Source organism: Rhizobium sp. PL01 (genome assembly GCF_033447125.1).
Classification (GTDB): Bacteria; Pseudomonadota; Alphaproteobacteria; order Rhizobiales; family Rhizobiaceae; genus Pararhizobium.
In genome coordinates this window covers 265,453-278,042 of the sequence record NZ_JAWQUM010000001.1, presented here as the reverse complement: position 1 = coordinate 278,042, position 12,590 = coordinate 265,453, and the positions used below count along the sequence as shown (strand labels likewise).

Below are 12,590 nucleotides of genomic sequence, written 5' to 3'. Positions count from 1 at the left end.
ACGACATGCTTGGAAGAACCGCAAACGGCCTCTACTGGATGTTCCGCTATATCGAGCGGGCCGAAAACAGCGCCCGGCTCATCGATGCCGGCCTGCGCATGGCGCTGACACGCTCGGAAGCAACCGAAGACGACTGGGATGGTGTGCTGCAAAGCTCCGGTGTCCGAGACATCTACGATAACCTCTATGAAAAGCTGACCAGCGCCGACGCCATCGACTTTCTGCTGCGCGACAAGTCCAATCCCTCCAGTGTCATGTCCTGCATCGATTCAGGCCGTAATAACGCCCGCATGGTCAGAACGGCACTGACGCGGGAAACCTGGGAAGCCACCAACGAATGCTGGCTCGACCTCAAGGCCACCCTGTCCCGGCGCGTGAAACCGGCCGACCTTCCGGAAGTCATCGACGGCATCAAGCGCAAGACCGGCCTGATCCGTGGCGCGTTCCACGGCACGATGCTGCGCAACGAAATCTTCAACTTCTCGCGTATCGGCACGTTCATCGAGCGGGCAGACAACACCGCGCGCATTCTCGACGTGAAATATTACGTGCTGCTGCCTGCCGTGTCGCAAGTCGGCTCCTCGATCGATAACGTCCAGTGGGAATCGATCCTGCGGTCCGTCTCGGCACACCGCTCGTATGGCTGGGTCTATGAGGCGGAATACAAGCCGTCCAACATCGCCGACTTCCTGATCCTCAACGGCCGCATGCCCCGTTCGCTTGCCTATTGCTACGACAAGATCGTCAGCAATCTCGGCTATCTCGCCCGCGAATATGGCGACGCCCACTCGGCCCACGCAACAGCGGAGGAAACGCTGTCGTCATTACGCAACCATTCGATCAAGGATGTGATGGATCAGGGGCTGCACGAATACATCGAGAATTTCATCAGCCACAATAACCGTCTCGGAGCAGAAATTTCCGACGGTTACCGGTTCAACTGAGATTCGGATGGGAGAGACCACATGCGTCTGAAGATCAGCCACACCACCGAATATACCTATGCCGAACCGGTGCAGTATTCGCTGCAGCGCCTGCGCCTGACACCGCTATCGCAACCGGGCCAAACCGTCATCAGCTGGCAAACCTCCGTCGAGGGCGCCAAGATGGAGGTCGGCTACGACGATCATTTCGGCAACCGCGTCAACCTCGTCAGCGTCGATGGCGACCAGACCTTCATCCGCATCGTCGCATCTGGGGAAGTGGAAACAGAGGACAAGGCCGGCGTCTATGGTGCGCATCAGGCCTACGCCCCACTCTGGCTCTACCTGCGCGAAACGCCCTTGACGAAAATGGCAAAGCCGATCCGCAACCTCGCCAAGGCAATGGCTGGCGATACGGACCTTGCCAAAATGCACGCACTGATGGGCAAGATCCACGAACTCGTCGAATACAGGCAGGGCGAAACCGGCACGGAAACGACCGCTGAGGAAGCCCTCGTGCAAAAGAGCGGCGTCTGCCAGGATCACGCCCATATCATGATTGCGGCGGCCCGCACGCTGGGCATGCCTGGCCGCTACATTTCCGGCTACCTGATGATGGAAGACCAGCCGGAGCAGACGGCCAGCCACGCTTGGGCGGAAGTGCATCTGAACGGTCTCGGCTGGGTCGGCTTCGACGCCGCCAACAACATGTGCCCGGACGAGCGCTACGTCCGCATCGCCTGCGGGCTGGATTATCGCGATGCGGCACCGATCTCGGGACTTGTCCATGGTGCCGCAAAGGAAGCGCTGAAAGTGTCGTTGACCGTCGAGCAGCAGGGGCAGAGCCAGACGCAAAGTCAGTAGAAGAAAAACCCCGCCCTCAAGCTGAAGGCGGGGTTTGCCGCCTCAACGCGAAGCACTGGCCTGCAGCAAATGACACAAGCTGACGAGGCTGGCGTCATATTGACCCGAGCCTGTAATGTCGCGGCAACGGCGGATGAGGCGATGCTGTTCGCGAGCAGACAGGTTGTTGAACGCCGACACCGACCGAGTTACCGGCCGAACGCCGGTTCCCGTGCCGCTCCCATCGCTCCCGCCGGGAACAGTTACGCCCGGCGTCTGGCTGCCCCCATTCGAGCCGGTCCCGATGCCGACATTGACACCAATCCCCTTGCCGCCACCGACATTCGCGTCGACATCCGCCTTCAATCCGCGCGATCCGCCAACACCGATATCCACGCCGGCATTGATGCCTTGCCTTCCACCAACACTGGCATCGACTGCCGCTGCAAGACCACGTTGACCGCCAGCGTTTGCATCCACATCGGCATTGATGCCCCTGCTCCCCCCGGCGGAGGCAGAGACATCTGCGTTGACCCCACGATTACCACCGACCGACGCCTTGGCACCTGCGTTCAGGCCATTTCCGCCCCCAATGCCGACATCGGCATTTACACCTTTATCGCCGCCGAGAGACACACTAAGCCCAAGACCGCCGTTTCGCTGGCCAGTGTCTTCCGCATGAGCGGCCAATGGTGAAAGAGCGGTGGTAACCGCCAGAAATCCCAGAGAAAAGTTGATGATAACACGTCGCATGACTTCCTCCTGTTTCAACCAGCCCGGATTGGACTGGTGTGGGCAAGCAACTGGCGGATGCGTGGTTCGTTCCGCCCCTGGAGAAGGATTTAAAGTGCCCGTATATAGGATTCTACCGCGACCAATAACACTTTAAGCGAGTGTTTCGATATGAAACGGAATGGGAGTGCGGGGGCGCGACCGTCCTGTTGGCACATCGCCCGGGATCATGACGAAGCAAGCTGAATAATCCTGTTGAGAAAAGCCCGCCGCAGGGATCCTAGCGGCGGGCTTCGATTTCAGACGGGCTGAAACCACAATCAGTGGCTGTCCTTGCCGACAGCACTACCACGACATCCCTTGAGAAAGTCGAGGTCGGCGCCGGTGTCGGCCCCTTCGACGTGCTGCTGGTGCAGGAAGGCATAGCCTGACTTCGGCAGGTCGTGGTTTGGCTGCCATGCGGCGAGACGCTGTGCCAGTTCCGCATCGGAAATGTCGAGATGCAGGCGGCGGTTCGGCACGTCGAGCTCGATCATGTCGCCGTTCTTGACCACGGCGAGCGGTCCACCGACCGCCGCTTCCGGCGATGTGTGCAGCACGACAGTACCGTAGGCCGTACCGGACATGCGGGCGTCGGAGATACGCACCATGTCGGTGATGCCTTTTTTCAACACCTTTGGCGGAAGCCCCATGTTGCCGACCTCGGCCATGCCCGGATAACCCTTCGGCCCACAGTTCTTCATGACCATGATGCAGGTCTCGTCGATATCGAGAGTGTCGTCGTTGATCTTGGCCTTGTAGTCGTCGATATCCTCAAACACGACAGCCCTGCCCCGGTGCGTCAACAGATGCGGCGAAGCGGCAGACGGCTTCAACACCGCACCCTTCGGCGCAAGGTTGCCCCGCACCACGACGATGCCGCCCGATTGCGTCAACGCCTTCTCGGTCGGCAGAATGACGTCCTCGTTCCAGTTGACGACGTCCTTGACTTCTTCCCACATGGTTTCGCCGGAGACCGTCAGCGCATCCTTATGCAAGAGGCCCGCCTCACCGAGGCGCTTGATGACCACCGGCAGGCCGCCTGCATAGAAGAACTCTTCCATCAGGTATTTGCCCGATGGCATCAGGTTGACGATGGTCGGCACGTCGCGGCCGCAACGGTCCCAGTCGTCAAGCGTCAGGTCGATGCCGACGCGGCCAGCCATGGCGAGAAGATGGATCACGGCATTGGTCGATCCACCGATCGCCGCGTTGGTGCGGATGGCGTTTTCGAAGGCCTGCTTGGTCATGATGTCGGAAGGCTTCAGATCGTCCTTGACCATCTGCACGATGCGCCGGCCGGTGAGCTGCGCCATCACCTTGCGGCGGCTATCGACGCCCGGGATTGCGGCGTTGCCGGAAAGGGCCATGCCAAGCGCTTCGGCCATGGAGGCCATGGTGGAAGCAGTGCCCATCGTGTTGCAGGTGCCCGACGAACGGCTCATCGAGGCTTCCGCCTCGAGGAACTCGTCCTGCGTCATCTCGCCAGCCTTCACCATCTCGGAGAATTTCCACAGATGCGTGCCGGAACCGACGCGCTCACCGCGGAAATAACCGTTCAGCATCGGCCCGCCGGTGACAACGATCGACGGCAGGTCGACGGAGGCCGCAGCCATGATCAACGACGGCGTGGTCTTGTCGCAGCCGACCAGGAGCACGCAGCCATCCATCGGTTGGCCGCGGATCGTCTCTTCGATCGCCAGTGCCGCCAGGTTACGGTACATCATCGCGGTCGGACGAAACGTGTTTTCGGATGCCGAGAACACCGGCACTTCCATTGGGAAGCCACCAGCCTCCCAGATACCAGCCTTCACCTTTTCGGCAAGCTCGCGCAGATGGCCGTTGCACGGCGTCATATCCGACCAGGTGTTGAGGATGCCGATCACCGGACGGCCGTCGAACAGGTCGTGCGGATAGCCTTGGTTCTTCATCCAGCCGCGGTGATAGATCACGTCACGGCTGGTGCCGCCGTACCAATGCTGCGACCGCAACTGGCGCGGCCATTCTGCTTTCTTGAACATTACTTTTGTCCTTTGACATGCCGGATCGACAAAGCCGATCCGGCGAAAAATGCGTTACGCCAGCGTGTACGCGGTCTTGACCACGGTGAAGAACTCGGCCGCATACTTGCCCTGCTCACGCGAGCCGAAGGAGGAGGCCTTGCGGCCACCGAACGGCACGTGGAAATCGACACCGGCTGTGGGAAGGTTGACCATCACCATGCCGGCTTCCGAATTCCGCTTGAAATGCGTCGCGTGCTTGAGGCTGGTCGTCGCGATACCGGCCGACAGGCCGAACGGCGTGTCGTTGGCAACGCTGAGCGCTTCCTCATAATCCTTCACCCGGATGACGGATGCGACCGGGCCGAAGATTTCTTCGCGGCTGATGCGCATCTGGTTGGTGGCTTCGGTAAACAGCGTTGGCTGCAGGTAGAAGCCGGGATTGTCGCGGGTGATCGTCTCGCCGCCGAAAGCCAGCTTGGCGCCTTCCTGCTTGCCGATGGCGATATAGTCGGTATCGGTGGCAAGCTGGCGCTCATCGACGACCGGACCGATATGGGTGCCAGCCTTCAAGGCATCATCGACCACCAGCGTCTTCAGCTTTTCAGTGAGAGCCGCGACGAACTTGTCGTGAATGCCTTCCGTCACGATCAGGCGCGACGATGCCGTGCAGCGCTGGCCGGTCGAGAAGAAGCCGGAGTTTGCAGCCGCTTCGACAGCGACGGTCAAGTCGGCATCGTCAAGCACGACCATCGGGTTCTTGCCGCCCATTTCCAGCTGGAACTTGCGGTTATGCTCGATGGAGGCAGCTGCGACGCGCTTGCCGGTGCCGGTCGAGCCGGTGAAAGTGATCCCGGCGAGATCCGGGCTGTCGAGCATCGCTTGGCCAACGACCGAACCCTTGCCCATGACGAGATTGAGCACGCCCTTCGGCAGGCCGGCGCGGTGGAGAATATCGACGATCGCCCAGGAGCAGCCCGGCACCAGTTCAGCCGGCTTGAAGACGATGGTGTTGCCGTAGCAAAGGGCCGGCGCGATCTTCCACGCCGGGATGGCGATCGGAAAATTCCACGGCGTGATGATGCCGATGACACCGATCGGCTCGCGGGTGATCTCGACGCCGATGTTCGGGCGCACCGACGGCAGCACTTCGCCAGCCAGACGCAGCGCTTCACCTGCGAAGAAATCGAAGATCTGTGCCGAGCGGATGGTCTCGCCAATGGCTTCCGGCAGCGTCTTGCCTTCTTCGCGGGCGAGCAGGTTGCCGAGTTCTTCCTTGCGAGCGAGGATTTCGTCGGCGGTCTTCTTCAGAATGGCGTGACGCTCGAGGATGCCCGAACGTGACCAAGCCGGGAAAGCGGCCTTCGCAGCAGCAATCGCGGTCTTTGCATCGTCGGCACTGGCGCTGGCATAGAGACCGACGATTTCGTTGGTGTTCGACGGATTGATGTTCTCGACGCCGTTGCTGCCGACCCATTCGCCGGCGATCAGGTTGTGATGGAGTGTCATGGGCTCAAAGCCTCCTTGGTTTTGCGCGAGTGCCTTGGGACCGGCGCCCGCCCTCAAATGCGTGCAGAAATCAGAGCTGGCCGATCGTCACGTCGTCTTCAGCAGCAAGCGCCAGCGTGTTGCGCAGCGGCAGGCCGAACTCGGACGCCTCGATCTCGAAGATGTCGCCAGCCTCGGTCTTGATGCCGTCGCCGAAGGACAGTGTCGCCGTCCCGAACATATGGACATGCACATCGCCCGGTGCACGGAAAATGCCGTACTTGAAATGGTGATATTCAAGGTTGGCGAATGTGTGGGACATGTTGGTTTCGCCTGACAGGAACGGCTTTTCCCAGAAAACGGCGCCATTGCGGATGATGCGCGAGGTGCCGCGAATATCGGCAGGCGCTTCTCCAACCCGGATTTCCGGGCCGAAGCTCGCAGGCCGCAGCTTGGAATGGGCGAGGTAGAGATAGTTGACCCGCTCGGTCACGTGATCGGAGAATTCGTTGGCAACGGCAAAACCGATGCGGAACGGCGCGCCCGTGTCGGAGATGACATAGATGCCGGCCATTTCCGGTTCTTCGCCGCCATCCTGAGCAAAGGATGGCGAGACGAGATCGCCACCCGGTGCAACCGTCTGCGAGCCATTGCCCTTGTAGAACCACTCCGGCTGCACGCCCTTTTCGCCCGGCTTCGGCTTGCCGCCTTCCAGACCCATCTTGAACATCTTCATGGTATCGGTGGCGCCCTCTTCCACCTTCGACACGGCCGCGTGCATGGCATCGCGCGTCGAGGCGGAGCCAAGATGGGTGAGGCCCGTTCCAGTCAGATGCAGATGTGCATTGTCCGGATGAGTGATCGGCGGCAGGAAATTTCCCTTGGCATAAGCGTCCTGAAGATCGACCTCCTGGCCAAGACCATGTGCCTCGACGACAGCTTTCAGGCTCTTGCCGGAGTTTGCCGCTTCCATCGCCAGTGCATAAACGCTTGGCGCGTTCTTCACTGCGCGTGCGGTTTGCCCCGCTTCACGAACGGCGACCGTGATCGAGCCGTCATTGGTCTTCACCTGGGAAATCAGCACTGCACTATCCTTTTCTCAATCCGGGCTGTCTTTTCGGCGTCCAGCGATTGGCTTTCGGCAACAACAACCCGTTGGGAGACATGGCACATGCTCCCGTTGGTGGCGGCAAGGCCGCCGTTCTCGTTATGATGCGTGGGCCGGAGCATCTCGATCAACATTCAGCGCGAGATGCGCCCGGCACCAGTTTGCTCGGCCGGACACAGCCCGGCGCGCCGGACAGACCGGAACCGGTCAGCCCTTGTTCTTGTTGTAGACGTCGAAGAAGACGGCAGCGAGAAGCACAAGGCCCTTGACCAGCTGCTGGTAATCGATGCCGAGCCCCATGATCGACATGCCGTTGTTCATCACACCCATGATCAGAGCGCCGATGACAGCACCGGTGATCTTGCCAACGCCGCCCGAGGCCGACGCGCCACCGATGAAGCAGGCTGCGATAACGTCGAGTTCGAAGCCGACACCAGCCTTCGGCGTTGCCGAGTTCAGGCGAGCCGCGATGATCATGCCGGCAAGAGCAGCAAGCACACCCATGTTCACGAATGTGTAGAACGTCAGCCGCTCGGTGTTGATACCGGAGAGCTTTGCCGCCTTCTCATTGCCGCCCATCGCATAGATGCGGCGGCCGATCGTCGAGCGCGTGGTGATGAACGTGTAGAGCGCGATGAGCAAACCCATGACGATCAGAACGTTCGGGAAACCCTTGTAGGTCGACAGCTGGAAGCCGAGGAAAATCGCCACGGCGGCAATGATCGTCATCTGGCCGGCAAAGAAGGCAAAGGGTTCGTTTTCCGTACCGTGCTTCTCATTGTTGCGGCGATCGCGCACACCGTAATAGATGGCCAGGGCGACCAGAGCCACAACAACGACCAGTGAGAAGAAGTTGGTGATCGTGTCCGGTGCCGGATTGAGGAAATACAGAAAGTCGGGGACGAAGCCGGTCGACAGCGACTGGAAATCCTTCGGGAAAGGGCCGATTGGCCTGTTCTGCAGCACCACATAGGTCACGCCGCGAAAGACGAGCATGCCCGCAAGCGTGACGATGAAGGCCGGGATTTTCTGATAGGCGACCCAATAGCCCTGCGCAGCACCGACGAGACCGCCGAGAATGAGGCAGAGCGGCACAACGATAGAGTAATGAATACCCCATTTCACCAGCATGATCGCCGATAAGCCACCAGTCAATGCAACGATCGACCCGACCGAAAGGTCGATATGACCGGCCACGATGATCAGAAGCATGCCCAGCGCCATGATGACGATGAAGGAGTTCTGCAGGATCAGGTTGGTAATGTTGACGGGACGGAACAGAACGCCGCCGGTCATGACCTGGAAGAACAGCATGATGACAACGAGGGCGATGAGCAGGCCGTATTCGCGGATATTGCTTTTGAAGTAATCGCCAAGGGATGGTGTGGTTTTCTGAGCGCTTTTGTCGGCGGCCATTAGTGTTTCTCCCCGGAGCGCATGATGGCGCGCATGATGGATTCTTGACTTGCTTCCGCTTTCGAAAGCTCGGCGACGATGCGTCCTTCGTTCATGACGTAGACACGGTCGCAGGTTCCGAGCAGTTCAGGCATTTCCGATGAGATCATCAGAATGCCTTTCCCTTCGGCTGCAAGCTGGTTGATGATGGAATAGATTTCATATTTCGCACCGACATCGATGCCGCGCGTCGGTTCGTCGAGGATCAGAACCTCCGGGTTGGTGAACAACCATTTCGACAGCACGACCTTCTGCTGGTTGCCGCCGGACAGATTGACGGCTTCCTGATAGATCGAATGGGAACGGATGCGCAGCTTGGTACGGTAATCGGTGGCGACCTTGGCTTCCCGGTGGCTATCGATGACGCCGCCGCTGGCAACGGCATCGAGGTTGGCCAGCGTCGTGTTGTGCATGATGTTGTTGTTGAGCACCAGGCCCAGATGCTTGCGGTCCTCCGTCACATAGGCAAGACCGGCATCGATGGCACGCGGAATGGTGCTGACATCGACGGGTTTGCCGTGCATCAGCACGTCGCCGGTGATCTTGTGACCCCAGGACTTGCCGAAGATGCTCATCGCGGTTTCGGTGCGGCCGGCACCCATCAGGCCGGCAATACCGACGACTTCACCGGCGCGAACCGTAAAATTGATATCGTGCAGGAACTGCCGGTCGCGATGGTGCTGGTGAAAGACATTCCAGTTTTTCACTTCCAGCAGCGTCTCGCCGATCTTGGGCTCGCGTGCCGGATAGCGGTCTTCCATATCGCGGCCGACCATGCCCTTGATGATCCGGTCTTCGCTGATATCTTCGTTATGACAGTCGAGCGTTTCGACGGTTCCGCCGTCGCGGATGATGGTGATCTTGTCGGCGACCTTCTTGATCTCGTTCAGCTTGTGCGAAATGATGATCGAGGTCATGCCCTGCTTGCGGAACTCTATCAGAAGCTTCAAGAGCGCGTCGGAATCGGTTTCGTTGAGCGATGCGGTCGGCTCGTCGAGGATCAGCAGCCTGACCTTCTTCGACAGCGCCTTGGCGATTTCGACCAACTGCTGCTTGCCGATGCCGATATCGGTGATACGCGCCGTCGGCGGCTCGCGCAGGCCAACCTTGTCGAGCAGCTCCTGAGTGCGTGAAAACGTCTGTTTCCAGTCGATGACACCCTTGGTCGCCAGTTCGTTGCCAAGAAAGATGTTTTCGGCAATCGACAGAAGCGGCACAAGCGCCAGTTCCTGGTGAATGATGATGATACCGAGATGCTCGCTGTCGGAGATCGTCGAGAAGTTGCGAACTTCATTGTCGTAGTGGATTTCGCCGTCATAGGTCCCGGCGGGATAAACGCCGCTCAAAACCTTCATCAGCGTTGATTTGCCGGCGCCGTTTTCGCCGACCAATGCGTGAATTTCACCTTCGCGGACCTTGAGGTTGACGTTGTCCAAGGCCTTTACGCCCGGAAACGTCTTGGTGATGCCCCGCATTTCGAGAATGATGTTGTCCATGTTCAGGTATTCCTGCGGCAGTCCGTGGATGATGAGGCCAGACACGAATACAATACAAGTCTCTCATCAAGATAAAAGGGCCCGCAACTGATGCGGGCCCAGAGTGGAGAAGACGGGATCAGTTGTTGATCTGGTCTTCCGTGTAGTAACCAGCACCAACCAGAACGTCCTTGACGTTGGTCTTGTCAACAGCAACCGGCTTCAGGAGGTAGGACGGGATAACCTTGACACCGTTGTCGTAGGTCTTGGTGTCGTTGATTTCCGGCTCCTTGCCGCCAATGATGGCGTCCGTCATCGAAACGGCAACCTTGGCAAGCTCGCGGGTATCCTTGAAGATCGAGGAATACTGTTCGCCAGCGAGGATCGACTTGACCGACGGAAGCTCAGCGTCCTGGCCGGTAACGATCGGCATCGGCATGTCGCCGGAACCGTAGCCAACGCCCTTCAGAGCCGAGATGATGCCGATGGAGAGACCATCGTAAGGCGACAGAACGCCGTCAACCTTGGCATCGGTGTAGGTCGAGGACAGGAGGTTTTCCATGCGGGCCTGTGCAACAGCACCGTCCCAACGCAGCGTACCAACCTTTTCCATGCCCATCTGGCCGGACTTGACGACGATCTTCTTGGCGTCGATCAGCGGCTGCAGAACCGACATTGCGCCATCGTAGAAGAAGAAGGCGTTGTTATCGTCCGGGGAACCGCCGAACAGTTCAACATTCTTCGGCTCGGTCGCGCCGTCGAGCTTGAGGCCCTGTACGAGCGTCGTTGCCTGCAGAACGCCAACCTGGAAGTTGTCGAACGTTGCATAGTAGTCGACATTGCCGGAATCGCGGATCAGACGGTCGTAAGCGATGACCTTGACGCCAGCTTCGTGAGCCTTCGCCAGGATGTCGGAGAGCGTCGTGCCGTCGATGGCGCCGATGATCAGAACCTTGGCACCCTTGGTGACCATGTTCTCGATCTGGGCCAGCTGGTTCGGAATGTCGTCGTCAGCAAACTGCAGGTCCGCCGTGTAACCGGCTTCCTTGAACAGCTTTTCCATGGTCTCGCCGTCGGAAATCCAACGGGTCGAGGTCTTGGTTGGCATCGAAATGCCGACGGTGCCCTTGTCCTGGGCAATAGCCGGAACGACGAACGACGCCACGCTGAGCGCTGCGGCGGCGAGAAGCGAAGTAACTAATCTCATGTATCTCTCCCTGAGTGTTGATCCAGGCGGCTGCCAGCCAGCCTCGATATGCAGCGCTTCGCGTAGCCGAGAGACAAAGTCCCTTGGCGGAGGTTTAAGGGGTGAAAGAAAGCCCTCCCAGGCCTTACACGCTCCCAAGCACGCTGGCGCACATGTTCGCAAACTGGAATCAAACATCATAACTGTCAAATGCAATATATGTTCATACTTATAACAATTATGATATAGAACGTCGAAACAGTGTGATTTTTCGCAGGTGCGAGGGTATTTTTCTCGGAAGGTGGGTTAAATATGGACGATTCTTTACCGGTCTCATCCGTTCCGGTGGATTATTCAGAACGAGGAATTTTTCGCTTAGGCTTAAAAATGAGTCATCTACAGCTGATTCTGGCCATCGAAGAGCATGGTCAGATCAGTGCAGCGGCTGATTCCCTCAGTATTTCGCAGCCGGCGGCGTCGCGCATGCTGGGTGAAATCGAGACCATCCTCAACGCGCCGCTCTGCGCCCGCGTCGCTCGCGGCGTCGAGTTGACGCAATACGGCCGGGCACTGGCGCGGCGCGCGCGCACCATCTTCCTGGAACTGCGGGAGACGACGCGCGAGATCAATGAACTGAAGACGGGAAGCGGCGGCTCGGTGTCGCTCGGCTCCGTCACTGGCCCGGCCCTCAACCTCGCCGTTCCCGCCATCCGGCAGGTCTCGACTGCCTATCCCGGCATCGAAATCAATATCCAGATCGAAAACAGCAACGTGCTCGTGCGCGAACTGCTCGCCGCCCGGCACGACTTCGTCATCGGCCGGATACCGGACGACATGGACCCACGGCAGTTCAATCTGATCGAGCTTGGGGAGGAAGATGTCTGCCTGATCGTTCGAACGGGCCACCCGCTGCTCGACAAGAAGATCGTCACCTCGGCCGATCTTCCCGGTTACGATTGGGTCTTCCAGCCTTCCGGAACACTGCTGCGGCGCGCCGTTGAGGATAGCTTCCTGTCGGCCGGCACGCCCCTGCCCGCCACCATCATCAATACGTCTTCCACCATTCTGACGGTTTCCATCGTTCGCCATACCAACGCCGTGGCTCCCGTTGCCCGAGACGTGGCAACACTGATTGCCGGAAGCGGCAGCCAAGCGGGCGAAATCCGCGTGCTTCCGACAGACTTCGATATCAAGATCCGACCCTATAGCCTGATCACCGCACGCGGCCGCGCTCTGCCACCAAGTGCCAAGCTGCTTTACGACCTGATCCTGAAACAGAGCAATGCCTGATCAGGCCCGCAAAACCTTGCCATGCTCTAACGCCGGGAAAGCGGAGAGACA

10 protein-coding genes are annotated in these 12,590 nt (G+C 59.2%); 3 read left to right on the top strand and 7 right to left on the bottom strand.

What is annotated here, in order from left to right:
• The first annotated feature begins 5 nt into the window (after positions 1 to 5).
• Together R6X40_RS01270 and R6X40_RS01265 are read left to right on the top strand one after the other, a co-directional pair.
• Positions 6 to 944 carry an alpha-E domain-containing protein gene (locus tag R6X40_RS01270; protein ID WP_318410310.1) on the top strand — a complete coding sequence of 313 codons (939 nt, stop codon included), beginning with the start codon at positions 6 to 8 and terminating at the stop codon, positions 942 to 944.
• Between the two features lie 21 nt (positions 945 to 965).
• On the top strand, positions 966 to 1,787 hold the full coding sequence (locus R6X40_RS01265; protein ID WP_318410308.1) for a transglutaminase family protein: 822 nt from the start codon (positions 966 to 968) through the stop codon (positions 1,785 to 1,787).
• Positions 1,788 to 1,829: 42 nt separating this feature from the next.
• Here R6X40_RS01265 and R6X40_RS01260 read toward each other — a convergent pair whose 3' ends face one another.
• The 7 genes from R6X40_RS01260 to chvE form a co-directional block, all read right to left on the bottom strand.
• Positions 1,830 to 2,519, bottom strand: coding sequence for a hypothetical protein (locus tag R6X40_RS01260; RefSeq protein ID WP_318410307.1), 690 nt, complete (start codon positions 2,517 to 2,519; stop codon positions 1,830 to 1,832).
• Between the two features lie 299 nt (positions 2,520 to 2,818).
• On the bottom strand, positions 2,819 to 4,558 hold the full coding sequence (gene araD, locus R6X40_RS01255; protein ID WP_318410306.1) for an L-arabinonate dehydratase: 1,740 nt from the start codon (positions 4,556 to 4,558) through the stop codon (positions 2,819 to 2,821).
• Positions 4,559 to 4,612: 54 nt separating this feature from the next.
• On the bottom strand, positions 4,613 to 6,046 hold the full coding sequence (locus tag R6X40_RS01250; RefSeq protein ID WP_318410304.1) for an aldehyde dehydrogenase family protein: 1,434 nt from the start codon (positions 6,044 to 6,046) through the stop codon (positions 4,613 to 4,615).
• 70 nt (positions 6,047 to 6,116) lie between these two features.
• Entirely contained in the window at positions 6,117 to 7,109 is a 993-nt protein-coding gene (gene araD1 / locus R6X40_RS01245) for an AraD1 family protein (RefSeq protein WP_318410303.1), read from the bottom strand.
• Between the two features lie 231 nt (positions 7,110 to 7,340).
• Complete coding sequence (mmsB, locus tag R6X40_RS01240) at positions 7,341 to 8,549, bottom strand: multiple monosaccharide ABC transporter permease (protein ID WP_318410302.1); 1,209 nt, start codon at positions 8,547 to 8,549, stop codon at positions 7,341 to 7,343.
• Positions 8,549 to 10,084, bottom strand: a complete 1,536-nt coding sequence (mmsA, locus tag R6X40_RS01235) for a multiple monosaccharide ABC transporter ATP-binding protein (RefSeq protein WP_318410301.1) — start codon at positions 10,082 to 10,084, stop codon at positions 8,549 to 8,551. Before mmsA ends, mmsB begins: the two co-directional genes overlap by 1 nt.
• Positions 10,085 to 10,202: 118 nt before the next feature.
• Positions 10,203 to 11,270 carry a multiple monosaccharide ABC transporter substrate-binding protein gene (gene chvE / locus R6X40_RS01230; protein WP_318410299.1) on the bottom strand — a complete coding sequence of 356 codons (1,068 nt, stop codon included), beginning with the start codon at positions 11,268 to 11,270 and terminating at the stop codon, positions 10,203 to 10,205.
• Positions 11,271 to 11,561: 291 nt separating this feature from the next.
• Between chvE and R6X40_RS01225 the strand changes: the two genes are divergently transcribed.
• A complete protein-coding gene (locus tag R6X40_RS01225) occupies positions 11,562 to 12,539 on the top strand; it encodes a LysR family transcriptional regulator (protein ID WP_318410297.1) in 978 nt (325 codons plus the stop codon).
• Positions 12,540 to 12,590: the final 51 nt, after the last annotated feature.